The organism is Janthinobacterium sp. SUN137, assembly GCF_030587265.1.
Lineage (GTDB): Bacteria > Pseudomonadota > Gammaproteobacteria > Burkholderiales > Burkholderiaceae_D > Janthinobacterium > Janthinobacterium kumbetense.
In genome coordinates, this window is sequence record NZ_JAPWHZ010000002.1 from 854,724 (window position 1) to 872,470 (window position 17,747).

Annotated in this window: 19 protein-coding genes; 9 read left to right on the forward strand and 10 right to left on the reverse strand. The window is 62.9% G+C overall.

Going from position 1 to position 17,747, the window contains the following annotated elements; translation table 11 throughout:
- The first annotated feature begins 90 nt into the window (after positions 1-90).
- Positions 91-978, forward strand: a complete 888-nt coding sequence (locus tag O3298_RS11975; RefSeq protein WP_305059456.1) for a LysR substrate-binding domain-containing protein — start codon at positions 91-93, stop codon at positions 976-978.
- Between the two features lie 21 nt (positions 979-999).
- On the opposite strand, the gene O3298_RS11980 is transcribed toward O3298_RS11975, so the two are convergent.
- Positions 1,000-1,863: an alpha/beta hydrolase gene (locus O3298_RS11980; RefSeq protein WP_305059457.1), complete on the reverse strand. Its 864-nt coding sequence runs from the start codon at positions 1,861-1,863 to the stop codon at positions 1,000-1,002.
- Between the two features lie 97 nt (positions 1,864-1,960).
- Positions 1,961-2,602 carry a hypothetical protein gene (locus tag O3298_RS11985; protein ID WP_251348597.1) on the reverse strand — a complete coding sequence of 214 codons (642 nt, stop codon included), beginning with the start codon at positions 2,600-2,602 and terminating at the stop codon, positions 1,961-1,963.
- A gap of 162 nt (positions 2,603-2,764) precedes the next feature.
- Here O3298_RS11985 and O3298_RS11990 point away from each other — a divergent pair, with 162 nt between their 5' ends.
- Positions 2,765-3,193 carry an SMI1/KNR4 family protein gene (locus O3298_RS11990; RefSeq protein ID WP_251348598.1) on the forward strand — a complete coding sequence of 143 codons (429 nt, stop codon included), beginning with the start codon at positions 2,765-2,767 and terminating at the stop codon, positions 3,191-3,193.
- On the opposite strand, the gene O3298_RS11995 is transcribed toward O3298_RS11990, so the two are convergent.
- The 3 genes from O3298_RS11995 to O3298_RS12005 all read right to left on the reverse strand — a co-directional run bounded on the left by O3298_RS11995 (position 3,190) and on the right by O3298_RS12005 (position 6,004).
- On the reverse strand, positions 3,190-3,522 hold the full coding sequence (locus O3298_RS11995; RefSeq protein ID WP_305059458.1) for a hypothetical protein: 333 nt from the start codon (positions 3,520-3,522) through the stop codon (positions 3,190-3,192). The genes O3298_RS11990 and O3298_RS11995 overlap by 4 nt on opposite strands.
- Before the next feature lie 26 nt (positions 3,523-3,548).
- The gene (locus tag O3298_RS12000; protein ID WP_305059459.1) at positions 3,549-4,235 is read right to left on the reverse strand and encodes a hypothetical protein; all 687 of its coding nucleotides are present in this window, start codon (positions 4,233-4,235) and stop codon (positions 3,549-3,551) included.
- Positions 4,236-4,333: 98 nt separating this feature from the next.
- Positions 4,334-6,004 carry a DUF6138 family protein gene (locus tag O3298_RS12005; protein ID WP_305059460.1) on the reverse strand — a complete coding sequence of 557 codons (1,671 nt, stop codon included), beginning with the start codon at positions 6,002-6,004 and terminating at the stop codon, positions 4,334-4,336.
- A gap of 397 nt (positions 6,005-6,401) precedes the next feature.
- Between O3298_RS12005 and O3298_RS12010 the strand changes: the two genes are divergently transcribed.
- On the forward strand, positions 6,402-7,094 hold the full coding sequence (locus O3298_RS12010) for a DUF3334 family protein (protein ID WP_034784631.1): 693 nt from the start codon (positions 6,402-6,404) through the stop codon (positions 7,092-7,094).
- 59 nt (positions 7,095-7,153) lie between these two features.
- Here the strand turns inward: O3298_RS12010 and O3298_RS12015 are convergent, their stop codons facing one another.
- The 3 genes from O3298_RS12015 to O3298_RS12025 all read right to left on the reverse strand — a co-directional run bounded on the left by O3298_RS12015 (position 7,154) and on the right by O3298_RS12025 (position 8,938).
- Complete coding sequence (locus O3298_RS12015) at positions 7,154-7,600, reverse strand: GNAT family N-acetyltransferase (RefSeq protein ID WP_305052066.1); 447 nt, start codon at positions 7,598-7,600, stop codon at positions 7,154-7,156.
- 63 nt (positions 7,601-7,663) lie between these two features.
- Positions 7,664-8,326: a hypothetical protein gene (locus tag O3298_RS12020; RefSeq protein WP_305059461.1), complete on the reverse strand. Its 663-nt coding sequence runs from the start codon at positions 8,324-8,326 to the stop codon at positions 7,664-7,666.
- 69 nt (positions 8,327-8,395) lie between these two features.
- A complete protein-coding gene (locus tag O3298_RS12025; protein ID WP_305059462.1) occupies positions 8,396-8,938 on the reverse strand; it encodes a DUF2939 domain-containing protein in 543 nt (180 codons plus the stop codon).
- Positions 8,939-9,161: 223 nt separating this feature from the next.
- Here O3298_RS12025 and O3298_RS12030 point away from each other — a divergent pair, with 223 nt between their 5' ends.
- The 5 genes from O3298_RS12030 to O3298_RS12050 all read left to right on the forward strand — a co-directional run bounded on the left by O3298_RS12030 (position 9,162) and on the right by O3298_RS12050 (position 14,947).
- Positions 9,162-10,760, forward strand: a complete 1,599-nt coding sequence (locus O3298_RS12030; RefSeq protein WP_034756044.1) for an ABC-F family ATPase — start codon at positions 9,162-9,164, stop codon at positions 10,758-10,760.
- A 234-nt stretch (positions 10,761-10,994) separates the two neighbouring features.
- A complete protein-coding gene (gene nadA, locus O3298_RS12035) occupies positions 10,995-12,128 on the forward strand; it encodes a quinolinate synthase NadA (RefSeq protein WP_305059463.1) in 1,134 nt (377 codons plus the stop codon).
- Positions 12,125-12,991 (forward strand): carboxylating nicotinate-nucleotide diphosphorylase, encoded by an 867-nt coding sequence (gene nadC / locus O3298_RS12040; protein ID WP_289897813.1) that lies wholly within the window; start codon positions 12,125-12,127, stop codon positions 12,989-12,991. Before nadA ends, nadC begins: the two co-directional genes overlap by 4 nt.
- Complete coding sequence (locus O3298_RS12045) at positions 12,991-13,749, forward strand: ABC transporter substrate-binding protein (protein WP_289897814.1); 759 nt, start codon at positions 12,991-12,993, stop codon at positions 13,747-13,749. The genes nadC and O3298_RS12045 overlap by 1 nt, the downstream gene beginning before the upstream one ends.
- 115 nt (positions 13,750-13,864) lie before the next feature.
- On the forward strand, positions 13,865-14,947 hold the full coding sequence (locus O3298_RS12050; RefSeq protein ID WP_305059464.1) for a TIGR03118 family protein: 1,083 nt from the start codon (positions 13,865-13,867) through the stop codon (positions 14,945-14,947).
- A 55-nt stretch (positions 14,948-15,002) separates the two neighbouring features.
- Here O3298_RS12050 and O3298_RS12055 read toward each other — a convergent pair whose 3' ends face one another.
- Positions 15,003-15,896: a neutral zinc metallopeptidase gene (locus O3298_RS12055; RefSeq protein WP_305059465.1), complete on the reverse strand. Its 894-nt coding sequence runs from the start codon at positions 15,894-15,896 to the stop codon at positions 15,003-15,005.
- A gap of 165 nt (positions 15,897-16,061) precedes the next feature.
- Between O3298_RS12055 and O3298_RS12060 the strand changes: the two genes are divergently transcribed.
- Positions 16,062-16,955, forward strand: a complete 894-nt coding sequence (locus O3298_RS12060) for a GNAT family N-acetyltransferase (RefSeq protein ID WP_305059466.1) — start codon at positions 16,062-16,064, stop codon at positions 16,953-16,955.
- A gap of 4 nt (positions 16,956-16,959) precedes the next feature.
- Here O3298_RS12060 and O3298_RS12065 read toward each other — a convergent pair whose 3' ends face one another.
- A complete protein-coding gene (locus O3298_RS12065) occupies positions 16,960-17,658 on the reverse strand; it encodes a DAPG hydrolase family protein (protein WP_180278785.1) in 699 nt (232 codons plus the stop codon).
- Positions 17,659-17,747 lie beyond the last annotated feature (89 nt).

A 17,747-nucleotide genomic window follows, 5' to 3' on the forward strand; every position in this document is an offset into this window, starting at 1 on the left:
CGGGCTGCCGGAAGACAAATTATCGCTAGAATGGCCTTCCATGAAAAACGATGATATCTTGCGGATATGTGTGAGAAAAAGTGACAGATCATGACTAGGCAGGCGGCGCTGGGCACCTTGCGGTTCTTCGAGGCTGCAGCCAGGCTGGGCAGTTTCGTCCAGGCGGCCGCGGAGCTGCACGTGACGCACGGGGCCGTCAGCCGGCAAATCCGCCTGCTGGAAACGTCGCTGGGCACGCCCCTGTTCGAACGCCGCAACCGCGGCGTGTTCCTCCTGCCGGCGGGCGCGCAGCTGCGCGATGCCGTCCAGCAAGCGTTCGAACGGCTCGACGCCGCCCTCGACGCCGTGCGCCAGCCGGTGCGCCAGGGGCCGCTGGTGGTGTCGTGCGAGCCGACGATCGCGATGAAATGGCTGATACCGCGCCTCGGCGACTTTTACCAGCGGCATCCCGAGGTGCCACTGCACCTGTTCGCCTCGGGCGGGCCGGTGGCGTTCCAGCGCGACGCGGTGGACGTGGCGCTGCGCCGCAACGATTTTCTGTGGGATGCGGGCTTGCATGCGGAAAAGGTATGCGATGAATGGATCGCGCCCGTGTGCGCGCCGGCCCTGCTGCGGCAAGGCAGGCTGGACCTGTCCGCGCGGCGCCTGCTGCACACGGCGTCGCGCCCGGCCGCCTGGACCCACTGGCGCGCCGCCGGCAAGGATGCCGACGGCGGCGGCCAGGGCGGCAGCCAGACCTACGAGCACTTCTATCTGAGCCTGCAAGCGGCTTGCGCCGGCCTCGGCGTGGCCATCGGCTCAGTCTTCATGGCGCGCGAAGACCTCGACAGCGGGCGCCTGGTCGCGCCCTTCGGTTTCCGGCGCGACGGCAGCGCCTATTTCCTGCTGTCGCCGCTGCCATTCGATGGCGACGCGCGCCGCACCACCTTGCTGCACTGGCTGCGCGAGCAGATGGGGCAGGCGCTGCCGGCGCCGTAGCCGTCCCCGTTCCCGTCCCGCTTATTGCGGCGGCGTGGCCGGCTTGAAGACGCTGCGAAACGCTTTCAGGGCGGCAGGGTGATAGATCGTGCCGTGGGTTTCTTCCGGCATCTTTTCCACATGCCATTGCAAGTCGCGCGGCGCCTGTTTTTCCAGCACGTCGGCCAGGCGCTGCACTTCCACGGCGATGCCTGCTTCGCTGCTGGACGCCAGGTACAGGCTGTGCTTGCCCGGCGTGCCTTTCGCCAGCAGGGCCGCCGCCTGGCGCGGCAGGGCGCCATGATTCCACCACAGGCTGGGGTCGAACGCCACGTAATGGTCGAACAGTTGCGGTTCCAGCAGATAGGTTTCCACCACGAACAGGCCCCCCAGCGATTCGCCGACGATGGCCGTCTCGCCCGTCGTGCGGTAGCGGCGCTTGATTTCCGGCATCAGCTCATCGCGGATGAAGGTCCGGTAAGCGGCCGCGCCGCCCACGACGGGGGCGATCTTGCGGTCTTCCGCATTCCCGGTCGGGCCCGTCAGGTCGCGCCGGCGCTGCGTGTTTTGCATGCCGACCAGCATGAAGGGGCGCATCGTGCCATTCGCCACCGACACTTGCAGCAAGCCGGCCACGTGCAAAAAGTCTTCGGCCACGCCGCCGTCCGGCATGTACAGCACGGGCAGCGGGGCGTCGGGCGGCGTATCCCAGGCGCGCGCCATGTACACATTGATGTGGCGTTTTTCTTTCAGCGCCTGCGAATCGATGCTGAAACTTTCGCCGATGACGAGCGGCGTGGCTGCGCTGGAGGAAGCGGTAGCGGCGGGCGCGGCAGTGGCGAGGTGGAAGGGGCTGGACAGCAGCAGGGCGGCGGTGAGGTGCAGTGCAAGGCAAGAGCGGCGCATGGTTTCCTGTGATAAGTAAGTTTGGATCGATGGCATGTACTCGTATAGACATGCCACCAAGCAATTCTATCTCATCTTTCTTGTCTTTGATGCAGCCTTACTTGATCGTCAATAGTTTTCGCTCGCGCACGATACCGGCCTTGTCGATCGTGTAGGCGACCAGCAGGGCGCCATCGTCGGCACAGGCGTGGCAGGTGATCAGGGGCGTGGAAAACAGCACGCTCTGGCCGCCATCGCCGGTGGCCGTGCTGCCGACGAACTCGGCGGGCGCGAACGGCATGGCGTCCGGGTGGGCGGCGGTAAACGCTTGCCAGGCAGGCGTGGCCCGGTCTTCCTCGCGCACGGAGTGCTCGTCGACATCGATGGCCGCGCCATCGCTGCCGATCAGCAAGGTGCTTTCATTCGTGTTGGCGCGAAACGGATAGGTGACGGTGGCCAGCGCCACCTTGCCCAGCGGGCGCCAGGCAGAGATGTAGCCTGGCATGTTTGCCCCGACCAGCATCCTGGCGGCGGCGATGGCTTGCGGGGGCGCACCGGTACGCTTCATGGTGCGCAGCAGGCAGACGTCGGGCGCGGAGTGCGATTGCCCGGTGCGGCAGGCCGACAGCGAGCGTTCCTGCCAGACGGCACGCGCATCGATGGGCCCCGTCTCTTCGGCATGGGCGGCCTGCATGGCGACCAAAGCGGAAAAGGCCAATACGGCGCAACCGATGACATGGCGGGGAAATTGTATGAACATGGGGAACTTTCTGTAGCGGAAACAATAGAGCCTCAGATTATAGGAGGGGGCCGACGAGCTTGCGCGCACGGCTGGATGGCCGCTTGACGCCCGGCGTCCGCTCGCCGATGATGGCGCGCTGAGGCAGCCCGCCGCGCGCCCATTCAAAGGAAACCCATCTCTATGCGTCTTGCCCCAGTCATCGCCGCCGTCGCGCCGTACTGGCGTGCCAATCCTGGCGCCACGCCGGCATCCCTGGCTGCCATCGAACAGGCCATGGGCCTGCCGTTGCCGCCGGATTTACACGACTTCCTGTGCTGGTCCGATGGCGGCGCAGGGGATGTCGATGGGCAATCGCTGTCGCTGTGGCCCGCGCGCGAGCTGGTGGCGCTGAATGGCGCGTATCAACTGCAGCGCTACCTGGGCGGCCAGTGCCTGGGGATCGGTTCCGATGGCGGGCCGCTATGCCTGCTGCTCGATTATCGCGCGGGCGCGGCGCCGGCCCTGGCGTACGTCAACTTCGGCGACCTCGATCCGACCGAGGTACGCGTCATCGCCCCCGCGTTCGGCGAGGGCATGGCCTTGCTGGCGGCCGGCTTGCGCCTCGATTAACGCTTTTTGGCCGTCGCCTGGCGCAAGGCCTTCGCTTCCTGCTTGTTGGGGATGTGCGGGCGCGTGGCCAGCACCGCCTTGACGGCGGCGATGGCGGCGCCGAACTGCTGCTCGGCCTGCTCTGGGCTGGCGCCTGCATAATCCTGCTGGTTGGATTGCGCGGCACGCAGCCGGCGCAGCAGCGCCAGCAATTGCTTGCCGTGCAGGCTGGCCAGGTCTTGCGCCAATACCTGCTTGCTCAGCGCACCGTCCACGTGGTCCGGTTCGAGCAGGCGCAGCAGGGCCAGGCCTGCCGGCTGGGCGACGGGTGTCAGTTTGGGTTTATCCACCGGCAGCCTTAGGGATGAGTGAAGGATTACAGGTATTCCCAGATTTCATCGAAAGTTTCGCGCGCGAAATCGTTGCGCCAGGCTTCCGAGTTCTTTTCGCGGCTGACGGCAAACACGGCGCGCCAGGTCTGTTTCGGCGAGTTCGTGTAGGTCGCGGCGATCTTTTGCAGGCCGGCCTTGCATTGCTCGACCTTGCAACCGCTCTTCGCCAGTTGCTGGGCGGCAGGCGCCCATGCCAGCGGTACCTTGACGATCTGGCATTCGAAGCTGACGGCGGCCGTCTGGATGCCGTTTTCCACCGTCACCGGGTCCGCCTTGGTGGCCTGGCACACTGCGCCCTTCTTGGCGGCGATGACGTTCGTCGCCAGCAATTCGGCGGCCGGCGTCACGGCCGCGCGCATGGTTGCGGGGAACAGGTCGGCGATCAGCTTGCCCGTTTCCGTTGGAAACTTGGCGTCCGCTTCCTTCATGTCGCTGTACGACGCGTATTCGGCGCTCTGGTGGCCGGCCAGGCGGGTGGGACGCAGGTAGGCGTTGAGCTTGGCGACGCTGGCTTCATCCAGGTTGATGATGGTCTTGATGTACAGGTCGGCCGCATCGAGCGGGGCCAGTTCCGCGGCGTCGGCGGCGATGGCGGGCTGGGCCAGCGCCACGGCGGCGGCAAAGCTTGCTGCCAGCAGGAAGGTGCGCGATGTTTGTTGTGTTTGATGCATGTATTTTCTCCACGATTCAATGTCAGGCGCCAAAAGATGCATTAAAGCAACTCTGGCGCCGCGCATTATATATGGTGAAAGTCATAACGTTGCGCACATTAGGCGCCGGTCTTGCTGGCCGCTTCGAGCAAGGCCAGCAGCAGTTCCCTGCGCCGGCCTTGCGCCTTGCGCGCCAGGGCCGCCAGTTTTTCCAGCTTGCCCCAGATGGGATACAGCATGTGCTCGACCAGATAGCCTTCCAGCCCTTGCAGTTGCTGGCAGAACAGTTCCAGTTTCTCCACCTCTTCCAGTTCCGCCTGGATTTTGACTTTGGCGTTATCCGTGCACGCGCGCAGGCAGGCCGCCAGCACGGGGATGGACTCCGTCGTCACGCCATGCCGTTCGGCGAAGGCGGCCGTGAACTGATCCTGCACGGACTGGTGCTCCTCGTCGACGTTGGCCATGTAGTGCTGCACCAGCGAGAAATGGCGTGCGTCGAGCAAGCCCAGGCCAAACGTGGCGTAACTGCCGGGCATGCAATTCTTTTCGCCTTCCGTGTCGGCATAGAACTCGTATTGCCCGATGGCGGCGCGCGCATACGCGTCCAGTTGCGGCTGCAGCGATGCATGGGCGAGGGCGTTGGCAAAGAAGCGGTGCGTGTCGGAGCGGGCCAGGCCTTTCAAGGGCAGATATTCCTTGACCTTCGATTTGAGCTTGATCCGGTAGCTTTTCGGGAAGCCGTTGTTCAGCAGGTGCGTGATGAACGCCAGCGCCTGCGCATACGCGCCTTCTTCTTCCTGGGCAATCGTGATGCTGATCGTGGCAAACACGTCGTTGGCGCGGCATTCCAGCAGCGCATTTTTCACGTGGATGTCGCCGTCGGGGAAGGTGCCGCTGCCTTCCTTGAGCATGCGCACGGCCCGTTCGCTGCCCAGTTCACGCGCGATTTCCAGGAATTTCAGGCCCGTCGACTTGGCGTAGCTCGGTTCGTGGCGCAAGATCATCACGGCCCCGTACAGCAGCAGGTCGATCGGCGCCAGCGCCTGGGCATCGGGTGCCGCGCCCGCTTTCAAGGTGTATTCCGTGCCGCTGTAGCTTGAGGTTTGCACGTCATAGAACTGCGGCAAGAACTGTTTTTCCGCCCAGGCCGACACGGCCTGGATGATGTCGCTGCGATGTTCGGCCAGCACTTGCGGCCGCGACTTGTTCAGCTGTTCGATGCGCTCGAATTGTGCGATGGTCCAGGCGATGTCGGGCTGCGGAAACAGCTGGGGATCGAGCAGGTGGCGCGCCAGGAAGAAGGTTTCCAGCTTTTTCGTCGGCCGGTTGCCGCGCTCGAGTTTCTGCTCGACGTAGCTGTGGATGCGCGCGAGCAGGGCGCTGCGCTTGCCTTCGTTGACATGATCGAGCAGATTCAGGTGCAGCGTGCCCTGTGCCGTCTGGAATTTGCCGCGAAAGCTGAAGCGATAGTCGATCAGGGGCGTGTCGGCCAGCGTTGCCAGCTTTGCTTGCACCATGGCAACCAGCTGGGGCGCGATGCTGTCGCGCACGACGGTTTCATCGAGGCGCGATGGCGTCCTCTGCGCGAAATCCCCGGCATCGGCCAGATGGTAATCGTCGGCCGTGGTGCGGCCGGGTTTGTAGTCGAGCAAGAGATCGTTAAAGATACCCATTTGCAAGGTGGTCCGATTCACGGCGCTTTCCAGATCGGTGCGCTTCAGGCGCTCGACAAACCACGCCTCCACGGCCGCCATCATTTCCGCCGTTGCCTGTTCCTGCAGTGTACTCATCCTCTCATGCCTTTCGGTAGTTGCGTCCCGCGGGGCAGTATACGTGATGCTGCCTTTTCGCCATGGTTTCAACCGTGCCAGCCTGAATCTTCCTGCATGCTTATCTTCCGCATAATGTTGCATTGCAGTGTATTGGTATTTCCGCACAGATCGTCAAGTAAATGCAGGTATGGCTGGACGGAAATGTTACATCTGGGTATTCTGCGCATGATACTTATTTCTATACAGAAAAAGGTAAGAGGGCGGTTCGGGGCGGCGGCAACGCGGCGCGCGCCGCCACGCAAGGTCAGGCATGCAAAGGTGAAGTCGTCCGCCAGCTGAGCGAAACTGTCAGGTTTCGGCTCGCGGCGGGCAGGGAACAGTGCTGTCATCTTTAAAATAGTAGGAGAGGTTGCTCATGGATGCAGAAAAGGATGTTGTGTACGGTACAGAAGATTTGTTGATGAGTTTGTGCAACTCGGTGGTTCGGGTGCTCAACGTTGCAACGCAAAGCAAGGTCAATTATTCAGGCATGGTGCAGCGCATCACCAAGACGGGCCTGAAGCCGGATATCGGCTGTTTCGTGATGTTCGATGGCGGTTTCACGGGCCTGGTGGTGCTCAATTTTGCCGCCGATACGGCGATGGAAATCTACGAGCGCTACATGTTGCACATGGGTATGCCGAAGTCGGAGCTGGCCAGCTTCTACACATCGGACGAAGTGTCGAACATCATGGGCGAGCTGATGAACCAGATCGTGGGCGACTTCACGGGCAAGGTACGGCGCGAGTTGCAAACGAATATCACCCAGAGCCAGCCGAAGATGCTGGTGCTGAACAAGCAGGTGATGCTCAGCGTCGACACGCCGCTGGACCGCCCGGAAATGCGCCGCGTCACTTTCTACACGGAAAAGAACAATATTTTCTATCTGGAACTGGCGATCGACCGTACCGAGTTCATCAAGTTGCACGATTTCGATTCCCGCGAAGTCGACGCCGACTCGCTGATGGATGGCGAATTCGCGAACCGCGAACGGGACGCCGCCCCGGCGCCTGCCGCGGAACCGGAAGACGACGACAACGCCGACTTGCTCAAGTCCCTGGGCATGTAAGCAGAGGTCGCTGACCAGGGCTGGCGGCAAACCTGCCGCCAGCCCTGGTCGCATGCCGCCTACAGGGTCTTGCTCATGAATACCCGGCTCGTCCCTTCGGGACTGCAGGCAATTTCGCCGAAGCGGCGCCAGCCGCGCCGTTCGTAAAACTCGGGCGCCTGGAAGGTGATGGTGTACAGCACCGCCGAGGCGCAGCCGCGCCGGCGTCCTTCCTCTTCGAACTGCGCCAGTATCCGGCTGCCCAGTCCCAGTCCCCGCAAGGCGGCGGGCAAATAAAACAAATCGAGAAACAGCAGGCCCAGCGAAGTCCGGCCCATGGCGCCGCCCAGCACCCGCTGGCTGTCGCGGTCGCGCACGACGACGCTCAATACCTGCCTGTCGCTATAGCCGGTGATGGCATCGTTGTAGGCATTCAAGCCCTCGAGGATGGTTTGCTCGACTTCCGCGTCGATCGTGGCGCTGACGCAGATGGTGTAGGGTAATTGGATGGGCGGGTGTGCAGGCATGCTCGAAAAGGGGATAATAGATAACTGTATGAATATACAGTATTCCGCCTGTTCGCGTCTATTTTATTGCGGCAACGTCAATGTTTCCATCCTGCGAATGCCGACCATGCCGCGTTGCTGGCTGTCATCGAGCGACCAGTACTCGAGCGCATACGCATAACTGCCGTCGATGATGGTCAGCGACTCCTTCTGGCGGCCGTTGGGCGCCTTGTAGTACAGGCGTCGCGCGGGCCTGCCATCGACCTGCTGCTTGAACGATTGCGGCGAAATGTGGGCGCGCTTGCCCGTCTTGCCGGCCATCGACATGGCCGTGATCGTCACATAGGCCCGGTCCGGGCACCGCGCCAGCAGGTGCGCGCCGCTCAGGACGGTCGCTTGCGCTTGTTCCAGCGGGAAACCGAACGGCTGCATGCCGACGATATCCTCGCAGCCCATCTGTTGCGCCAGGGTGCTCAGCACGGCCGGATCGAGCGCGCTGGTATAGTGTTTTTCAGCGGCCTGCGCCTGTCCCAGCGCCAGGCGGCGCTCCAGCTCGGCCAGCGAAATGTCGCTGGGCATGGGCAGCAGTGCCGGGGCGTCCGGATCGGCGGCGCTGGACGTTTCCGCCTGCATGCGCGCGGCAACGGAGTGGCTGCGCTCGGCGGCGGCGATCCCATCGTGGGCATGGGCGGATGGTGCGGCGCCGGCAAAGGCCATGGCCAGCGCCAGGGTCGTGTGTTTCAGCATGAAATCTCCTGCAATCGGATACAAGTGGCCCGCATTGTGTATCAGATTGCCTGCGCATGCGCGCTTCTTCTAGCGTGCGGCCATCGCCGACGCAATCTCGATCGAACTCAGCTTCCAGCCCCACACGCCGTGGCGCAGCAGGATCAGCGCGCCTTCCTGCGCATTGCCATCCTTCGCCCGGACGATGAAGGTGTTCAGGCCGGCATAGCCGGCTGAATAGTCGGCCTTCTTGCGCGCGCCATCGGCGGGCGCATCTGCCGTGTCACTTGCCTGCGGGCTGACGGCGCTCTTGTTGACCAGCGCCACCACGCCGGCGGGCGAGACCATGGTGTCGACCATCTTGCCCAGCATGGCGCTGGCGATCGACTGGCCCAGCGCGGCCAGCGGGTTGCCGCTGCCGGCGGTCGCCTCGATGCTGCGCGCCATGCTCGCTTCCAGCTGCGTCTTGACGCTGGCGCGCAGGGCGGGGAAGTCCACGTGTGCGGCCAGGGCATCGGCGTTGCGCTCGGCCAGCGCGGCCTTGATCTGGTGCAAGGTGTAGTAGGGCGAAGCGTAGGCGGTGACAGCAACGGCAATGACGGCCACGGCGGCGGCGATGGTGATTTTTTTCAAGTGATGCCTGTGAGGTGAAGGGTAGAAAACAATGCCACGCAGCGTAGCTGCTAAATGGGAATACGGCAATCATATTTTCTTGCCATTATTTCTGCGCCGTATGCCTGCGCATGGGCTCCGGCTGCGACTGCCGGGCCACTATAGAGTGGAAGAGGGTGGGTGCTGTATAATGGGGGAAAAGTACTTAACTAGCTGTTTTAACTGAATAAAGACCTAATATCACATGCTTTCAACCGCAAATATTACGATGCAGTTTGGCGCCAAGCCATTGTTTGAGAATATCTCCGTCAAGTTCGGCGACGGCAACCGCTATGGTTTGATCGGCGCGAACGGCTGCGGCAAGTCGACGTTCATGAAGATCCTGGGCGGCGACCTTGACCCGTCGGGCGGCAACGTCATGCTCGATACCAACGAGCGCCTGGGCAAGCTGCGCCAGGATCAGTTTGCGTTTGAAGACATGCGCGTCCTCGACGTCGTCATGATGGGCCACACGGAAATGTGGGCCGCCATCCAGCAACGCGACGCGATCTACGCGAACCCGGAAGCGACGGACGACGACTACATGCAGGCCGCCGAGCTGGAAGGCAAAGTTTCCGAATACGACGGCTACACGGCCGAATCGCGCGCCGGCGAACTGCTGCTGGGCGCCGGTGTCGCCATTGATTTGCATCAAGGCCCGATGAGCAATGTCTCGCCAGGCTGGAAGCTGCGCGTGCTGCTGGCGCAGGCGCTGTTCTCGAACCCGGACATCCTGCTGCTCGACGAGCCGACGAATAACCTGGACATCAACACGATTCGCTGGCTGGAAGACGTGCTCAACGAGCGCAATTCCACCATGATCATCATTTCCCATGATCGCCACTTCCTGAACCAGGTGTGCACCCACGTGGCCGACATGGACTACGGCACCCTGAAGATTTATCCAGGCAACTACGACGAATACATGTTCGCCTCGACCCAGGCGCGCAACCAGCAGCTGGCCAACAACGCGAAAGCGAAAGACAAGGTTGCCGAGCTGCAGGAATTCGTGCGCCGCTTCGCCGCGAACAAGTCGAAGGCCCGCCAGGCGACGTCGCGCGCCAAGCAGATCGAAAAGATCAAGGTCGACGATATCAAGCCATCGTCGCGCGCCTATCCGTTCGTGCGTTTCGACGGCGAAAAGAAATTGCACCGCCTGGCCGTGGAAGTCGAGAATATCTCGAAAGGCTTCGATCGCCAGCTGTTCAAGAATTTCAGCATCATGGTCGAGGCGGGTGAACGCATCGCCATCATCGGCGCCAACGGTGCCGGCAAGACCACCATGCTGCGCTGCATCGCTGGCGACATCGCCGGCTTGCAGCCTGACCAGGGCCGCGTGAAGTGGGCGGAAAACGCCAACGTGGGCTACATGCCGCAAGATCCGACGGAAGATTTCGCCAAGGACACGAACCTGACCGACTGGATCGGCCAGTGGACGAAAGAGGGCGACGACGACCAGGCCGTGCGCTCCATCCTGGGCCGCTTGCTGTTCGGCGGCGACGACGTCAAGAAGGCCGTCAAGGTACTGTCCGGTGGCGAAAAGGGCCGCATGATGTACGGCAAGCTGATGCTGGGCCGCCACAACGTGCTGATGCTCGATGAGCCGACCAACCACATGGACATGGAATCGATCGAATCCCTGAACATCGCGCTGGAAAAATACGCGGGCACCCTGATCTTTGTGTCGCATGACCGCGAATTCGTCTCTTCGCTGGCCAACCGCATCATCGAGATCAAGGAAGATGAAGTGGTCGATTACCGCGGCAACTACGAAGACTATTTGAAGAGCCAGGGTATTGATTAAACACCTGATCAAACCTCGCGCGTCGCGCTTTGCGGCCTGTGATGCTCACCGTGCTTCAGCACGGTTGCGCTTCTCGGCCACAAATCGCTGCCGCTCGCTACGGTTTTATCAGGCGTTTGGAAAGCTGGTGGTGTACTCTGGTATCACCACACCGACGCGCCGCGGTCCTTTCGTTCCGGCGCACCTGCTTTATTGCAATCGTGCCGGTCTATCCCGTTTTTGTTTGACACAGCCATGCAAACTTTAGCCATCAAATCCGTCGAGTACGAACATCCACAAGACGGAGCCAGCTGCACTGCCCACGCCTGGGCACGCACGCCAGCGACGCCTTCCCCGGCCGAAAAAGCCGAACTGATCACGCGCATCAAGCGCTTGCTGATCGAGCGCGAAGCCGTGCTCGTTGCCCACTACTACGTTGATGCTGACCTGCAAGACCTGGCGGAAGCCACGGGCGGCTGCGTCTCCGATTCCCTGGAAATGGCCCGCTTCGGGCGCGACCATCCGGCCAAGACCCTGGTCGTGGCCGGCGTGCGCTTCATGGGCGAAACGGCGAAAATCCTCAGTCCCGAAAAAACGGTCTTGATGCCCGACCTTGACGCGACCTGTTCGCTCGACCTGGGCTGCCCGGTGGACGAATTCACGGCCTTTTGCGACGCCCATCCGGACCGCACGGTCGTCGTCTACGCCAACACCAGCGCCGCAGTCAAGGCGCGCGCGGACTGGATGGTGACGTCGTCCATCGGCCTCGACATCGTTGCCCATTTGCATGCGCAGGGCAAGAAAATCCTGTGGGCGCCGGACAAGCACCTGGGCTCGTATATCCAGAAGGAAACGGGCGCCGACATGCTGCTGTGGCAGGGCAGTTGCCTCGTGCACGACGAATTCAAGGGCATCGAACTCGATTTGCTCAAGGAAGAGTATCCGCAAGCCAAGGTGCTCGTGCATCCGGAGTCGCCCGCGAATGTGGTGGCGCTGGCCGACATGGTCGGTTCCACGTCGCAAATGATTGCGGCAGCGCAAACCATGGATGCGGACACTTTCATTGTCGCCACCGACAACGGCATCCTGCACAAGATGCGCGCGGCCGCGCCGGGCAAGCGTTTCATCGAAGCGCCCACGGCCGGCAACAGCGCCACCTGCAAAAGCTGCGCGCACTGCCCGTGGATGGCCATGAACGGCTTGCTGAACCTGGCGCAGACGCTGGAAAACATGCACAACGAAATCCACGTCGATCCCGCCGTCGGCCAGCTGGCCGTGCGTTCGATCAACCGCATGCTCGATTTTGCCGCCGCCAAGAAGGCGGGCCTCAAGCCGGGCGCGGACCTGGCAAAAGAAACCACATTGTTCCAAGGAATCGGTCCAGCATGAGTACCCTCGTTAATTCTTTCGCTCCTTTCGATCCGGCCCTGGCGCGCGCATTCGAAGGCAATTTGCTGGCCGCCTTGCTGGAAGACGTGGGCCAGTGCGACCTGACGGGTGAACTGGTGCCGCCAGACCATATCGTCACGGCCCGTGTCATCGTGCGCGAAGCAGCCGTGCTGTGCGGCGCGCCGTGGTTCGAAGGCATCATGAAAAGCCTGGACCGCAGCATCGACATCGTTTGGCATTACGCGGAAGGCGACATGATGACGGCCGACAGCGTCGTCTGCACGATCGAAGCGCCGGCCCGCGCCTTGCTCACGGCCGAGCGCAGCGCCCTCAATTTCCTGCAGCTGCTGTCGGCGGTCGCCACGGCCACGCGCCAGTATGTCGACGTGGTCGCCGGCACCAAGGCGTCCATCCTGGACACGCGCAAGACCTTGCCGGGCCTGCGCCTGGCGCAAAAGTATGCGGTGCGCGTGGGCGGCGGCAAGAACCAGCGCCTGGCCCTGTATGACGGCATCCTGATCAAGGAAAACCATATCGCGGCCGCGGGCGGCGTCAGCCAGGCCCTGGAAAACGCGCGCAACCTCGACGCGGGCGTGCCCGTGCAAATCGAGGTGGAAACCCTGGCGCAATTGCAGGAAGCGCTGGACGCGGGCGCCGTTTCCGTCTTGCTCGATAACTTCAGCAACGACATGATGCGCGACGCCGTGGCCTTGACGCATGGCCGCGCCTTGCTGGAAGCGTCCGGCGGCATCAATTTCGATACCGTGCGCGCGATTGCCGAAACGGGCGTGGACCGCATCTCGATCGGCAGCCTGACCAAGGACGTGCGGGCCACCGATTACTCCTTGCGCATCGTCGGCTGATGAGCGGAGCAGGGCGGCGCCTGCTGGCCTTGGCGCTGCTGTGGCCGGCATTCGCCGCGCCGCTGCAGGCGCGCGAACTGCTGGCCGTGGGCGCGCAGTTCGAGCGCGTCTTCGAGTACCAGGACAGCGGCGAGTATGGCGGCCTGGGCGCGGAACTGCTGCGCCTGATGGCGGCACGCACGGGCAATACCGTGCGTTTTCGCATGGTGCCGTGGGCGCGCGCGCAAGCCATGCTGGTACAGGGCCAGGCCGATATCTTGATCGGGCCCTACAAGACGCCCGAGCGTATCGCCGGCATGGCGTTTTCCGACAAGCCGTTTTACCAGGACCAGATGGTCTTTTATACGCGCCAGGATGCCAGCTTCGGCTGGGATGGCGACTACGCGGTGCTGAAGAGCCGCCGGGTGGTGCTGCTCAATGGTTGGGCCTACGGCGCGGACTGGGAGCGCGTGCGCCCCGGCTTGCAGGTCAGCGTGGCGAATAACGTGGAAAACGGCTTGAAGATGCTGGTGCACAATCACGTCGACGTATTCGTCAGCAACCGCCGCAATACCGACCCCGTGATCGCCCGCCTCGGCTATGGGCGCCAGGTGAAACCCTTGCCCAAAGTCATAGAAGTGCAGAACGGCTATTTTGCCTTTCCCCGCTCGCCCGCCTTCGACAAGCTGCGCCTGCAGTTCGACCAGGAATTGAATAGCCTGATCGAGACAGGCGAACTGAAAAAGCTGGGCAAGCGCTACGACGTCGGCATACCCTGACGGGGCGCAAGCCCTATCTGCGCTGCGCTTGACGCGGCTCAAGCGTCCGGCACGGTCCGCTTATACCCTGATGGCAGGCAGCGCAACTCTGCCCATCACGCAGAAGGGGAACGCCATGAAAACGCATACCACCAGGCAGATTGTTTGCGCCTGTCTCGCCGCCGCGCTGGCCACCGCGCTGTTTGCCTGCGGCGGCGGCCACCACCATCACAAGCCGCCAGCCCTGAACGCATATGCGGCGACCAGCCTCGTGTCCGATACGGCCGCGCTGCCGGCCGCGCACACGGACCCCAACCTCGTCAATGCCTGGGGCGTGGCGTTCAATCCGCGCGGCTTCGTCTGGGTGGCGGCGAATGGCACGGCGAAGTCGACCTTGTACGATGGCAACGGCGTGCCGCAATCGCTGGTGGTCAGCACGCCGGCAGGGCCGACGGGCATCGTCTTCAACGGCACGCAGGATTTCAAGCTGAGCCAGAATGGCGTGACGGCGCCCAGCCCCTTCATCTTCGCCAGCGAAAGCGGCAGCATCTCGGCCTGGTCGCCCACGGTCAGCCCCGTCACGGCCCTGGTCGTGTATGACGGCAGCGCCGGCGGCAGCGTCTATAAGGGCCTGGCGATTGCCGCCCGTGCGGGCGCCAACTACCTGTACGCGGCCGATTTCCATAACGGGCGCGTCGACGTCTTCGATGCCAATTTTGCCAGGGCCAGCTGGCCTGGCGCGTTCAGCGATCCCGGTTTGCCGGCCGGCTATGCGCCGTTCGGCATCCAGGCCATTGGCGAGCGCATCTATGTCGCCTATGCCAAGCGCGAAGCCAGCGACGACGACGAGGAGGCGGGCGCGGGCCTGGGCATCGTCAATGTGTACGACACCGGCGGCACGCTGATCAAGCGGCTGGTGAGCGGTGGGGCCTTGAATGCGCCATGGGGCATGGCGCTGGCGCCGGCCGACTTCGGCTCTGCCAGCAATATGCTGTTGATCGGGAATTTTGGTGATGGCAAGATCAACGCCTATGACACCGTCACGGGCAAGGCTGGCGGGCCGCTGCTCAAGCCCGACGGCACGCCGCTGGTGATCGATGGCTTGTGGGGCATCGCCTTCGGCAATGGTCTCAACAGCCAGCCCGTCAATACCCTGTTCTATGCGGCAGGGCCGGCTGACGAGGCGCACGGACAATATGGGCGCATCGACGTGAAGTAGCGTGGCACGGGCAGGCGCGCCGTGCCCAGTGCGCCTGCAACCGGCCGGCAAGGGCCTACAACTGGCGCGCCTCGAAGGTGTTGCACTGGGAAATCTGGCCGCTCTCGATGCCCTTGCTGAACCAGCGCACGCGCTGCTCCGAGGTGCCGTGCGTAAACGAGTCCGGCACGACATGGCCTTGCGACTGGCGCTGCAGCGCATCGTCGCCGATGGCCGTGGCCGCTTTCAGGGCCGCTTCCACGTCGCCCTGTTCCAGGATCTTGCGGTCGGCGTTCGCGTGATACGCCCACACGCCGGCAAAGCAGTCGGCCTGCAATTCCAGGCGCACGGACATGGCGTTGGCCTGGCGCTCCGACTGCGTGCGGCGGGCATTGTCGACCTTCTCGGACAAGCCCATCAGGTTTTGCACGTGGTGGCCCACCTCATGCGCGATCACGTAGGCCTCGGCAAATTCGCCCGAGACCTTGAAGCGCTGCTGCATCAGGTTGAAGAAATCGAGGTCCAGGTAGACTTTCTGGTCGCCGGGGCAATAGAAAGGGCCGCTGGCGCTCTGGCCCGTGCCGCAAGCCGTCGGCGTGCTGCCGGAAAACAGCACCAGCTTGGGTTTCACATAGCTGCCGCCTTCCGCCTTGAACAGGGCGCCCCAGGTGTCTTCCGTATCGGCCAGCACGGTTTTCACGAAGCGGGCCATCTCGTCCGATTCGGGCGGCTGGCGCGCGGGCGACTGGCTTTGCTGGGTGCTGATCTGGCCGCCACCGCCGCTGAGCAGGTTGAGCAAGGTCAAGGGATTGACGCCCAGCACATATGAGCCGACGAGGGCGATGACGATGGTGCCGATGCCGATCGAGCGCCCGCCAAAACCAAAGCCGCCAGCGCCGCCGCCCCCACCGCCGTCTTCGCCACGGCGATCTTCCACATTGTCGCTTTCGCGATTGCCTTCCCATTTCATGATATCTACTCCTGCTGCGATTTGCGATTGATTGGTGACGTCGCAAGATGCGTCTGGCGACGAATCTTATGACGAGTCTTATAATTATCGCAGCAAACCGCGCCGCGACAGGAGCGACAGTGTTACGCTTTGCAACTTTCCACCCACATCACAACAGGTACACGCATGGCGCTTGCCAACGATACACGCATTTCTCCCGTCGCGGTGGTCCAGGCCCAACTGGACGCCTACAACGCGCACGACGTGCCGGCCTTGCTGGCCATCTATGCCGATGACGCACAGCAATTCCAGCATCCCGATACCTTGCTGGCCACGGGCAGCGGGCAAATCGGCCCCCGTTTCACGGCCCGCTTCGCCGCCAGCAAACCGCATGCGCAGTTGCTCAACCGCATCGCCTGCGGCAAGCTGGTGATCGACCATGAAATCGTCCATGGCGACACGGACGATGGCGTGTCGGCGCAGGAACTGGTGGCGACGTATGAAGTGGAGCAGGGACGCATCAGCCGCGCCTGGTTCAGCTTTGGCGCTTTGAGCAGCTTGCGCGTGGCGCTGCCGGCCGACGTGCCTGCCATGAACGCGCTGATTGCCCGTTCCGGCGTGGCGCTGAGCGCGGGATTTTATACGCCGGAACAGGCCGAGTCCGTGACGCGCCACGTGTTCGGCGTCGATACGCAGCTCGTTGCCGACCAGACGTATTTCCTCATCGAACGGGAGGGCGCCATGCTGGCCTGCGGCGGCTGGAGCCGGCGCGCCACCCTGTATGGTGCCGACCGCGCCAAGAGCGGCCCGGACCCGCTGCTCGATCCGGCCAGCCAGCCGGGCCGCATCCGCGCCTTCTTTGTGGAGCCAGGCGCCGCGCGTCAGGGCCTGGGCAGCATGCTGATGCGCCATTGCGAACGCCATGCGCTGGCCGCCGGTTTTACCGCCCTGGAACTGGCCGCCACCTTGCCCGGCGTGCCGCTGTACCTGGCCAGCGGCTTTGCCGTGACGGAAGATTTTTACCTGGACTTGCCCGACGGCATCAAACTGCCGCTGGCGCGCATGCACAAGCGGCTGTAATGTTTTACCAGGGCAACGGGGCTTGCTCTCCATTCGCGTGCTCGCCGTAATACAGCGATGGCAGGAAGCGCGACAGGTAGGTAAATTCGCTGTAGCAATGGCGCAGCAAGTTCAGGCCCAGCACGTCGGGCACGTCGCGCACGGGGTTCAGGCTATTGCGGCCGAGCAAGAAGCGGCTGCGCAGCACGCAGCCCGTGGGGGTGTCGCGCGTCAGGTGCAGCATTTCGCCATCGAGCGGGTCGCCCTGCGGATCGAGCACCACGTGGTCGCCGAAGCCGATGCGCGCGCAGATGGCGGCCGACAGGGCGCCGCTGTCCCTGGCTTGTTGCAGTTGCGCCGTATCAAATACATCCTTCGGATCATGGAACTTCAGCTTGGCTTTCACGGGCGGAATGTCGCCCAGCGATTCCACTGCCTCGATCGAGGCGCCATAGTAACTTTCTCCCTTTTTCCACGCGCTGTTCCAGCCATGATGGGCCACGTGATCGTGCGGGTGCCACCATTTGATGTGCTGCGTCGTCTCGAAAAACGTAAACCACCAGTCCAGCATGCGCCCGCTGCAGCCGTGCAGTTCCGTGCGCGCCGCCACCAGCAGGCAACCGTTTTCCAGGCGCGTGACGCCCGTTTCCAGGTGCAGGGGAAATGGGTCGAGCAAGTCGCCCGTGCTGGTAATGCTCCATGGGAATTCAATATGCTGCGTCATGTCGTTCTCCTTTGTTGAGGTGAGCCAATTATATATTAAAGAAACGTTTAACGTTTCCTAAATATGTTTCAGTGTAAAATTGTTCATCG

Excerpts from the sequence above, each read along its gene's own strand:
- O3298_RS12015 (WP_305052066.1), bottom strand. The coding sequence starts at position 7,600 with ATGCCTGCACACCCGCCCATCCAATTACCCTACACCATCTGCGTCAGC.
- nadC (WP_289897813.1), top strand. The coding sequence starts at position 12,125 with ATGAGTACCCTCGTTAATTCTTTCGCTCCTTTCGATCCGGCCCTGGCG.
- nadA (WP_305059463.1), top strand. The coding sequence starts at position 10,995 with ATGCAAACTTTAGCCATCAAATCCGTCGAGTACGAACATCCACAAGAC.
- O3298_RS12055 (WP_305059465.1), bottom strand. The coding sequence starts at position 15,896 with ATGAAATGGGAAGGCAATCGCGAAAGCGACAATGTGGAAGATCGCCGT.
- O3298_RS11980 (WP_305059457.1), bottom strand. The coding sequence starts at position 1,863 with ATGCGCCGCTCTTGCCTTGCACTGCACCTCACCGCCGCCCTGCTGCTG.
- O3298_RS12030 (WP_034756044.1), top strand. The coding sequence starts at position 9,162 with ATGCTTTCAACCGCAAATATTACGATGCAGTTTGGCGCCAAGCCATTG.
- O3298_RS12050 (WP_305059464.1), top strand. The coding sequence starts at position 13,865 with ATGAAAACGCATACCACCAGGCAGATTGTTTGCGCCTGTCTCGCCGCC.
- O3298_RS11975 (WP_305059456.1), top strand. The coding sequence starts at position 91 with ATGACTAGGCAGGCGGCGCTGGGCACCTTGCGGTTCTTCGAGGCTGCA.
- O3298_RS11990 (WP_251348598.1), top strand. The coding sequence starts at position 2,765 with ATGCGTCTTGCCCCAGTCATCGCCGCCGTCGCGCCGTACTGGCGTGCC.
- O3298_RS12020 (WP_305059461.1), bottom strand. The coding sequence starts at position 8,326 with ATGCTGAAACACACGACCCTGGCGCTGGCCATGGCCTTTGCCGGCGCC.
- O3298_RS12005 (WP_305059460.1), bottom strand. The coding sequence starts at position 6,004 with ATGAGTACACTGCAGGAACAGGCAACGGCGGAAATGATGGCGGCCGTG.
- O3298_RS12060 (WP_305059466.1), top strand. The coding sequence starts at position 16,062 with ATGGCGCTTGCCAACGATACACGCATTTCTCCCGTCGCGGTGGTCCAG.
- O3298_RS12065 (WP_180278785.1), bottom strand. The coding sequence starts at position 17,658 with ATGACGCAGCATATTGAATTCCCATGGAGCATTACCAGCACGGGCGAC.
- O3298_RS11985 (WP_251348597.1), bottom strand. The coding sequence starts at position 2,602 with ATGTTCATACAATTTCCCCGCCATGTCATCGGTTGCGCCGTATTGGCC.
- O3298_RS12045 (WP_289897814.1), top strand. The coding sequence starts at position 12,991 with ATGAGCGGAGCAGGGCGGCGCCTGCTGGCCTTGGCGCTGCTGTGGCCG.
- O3298_RS12000 (WP_305059459.1), bottom strand. The coding sequence starts at position 4,235 with ATGCATCAAACACAACAAACATCGCGCACCTTCCTGCTGGCAGCAAGC.
- O3298_RS12010 (WP_034784631.1), top strand. The coding sequence starts at position 6,402 with ATGGATGCAGAAAAGGATGTTGTGTACGGTACAGAAGATTTGTTGATG.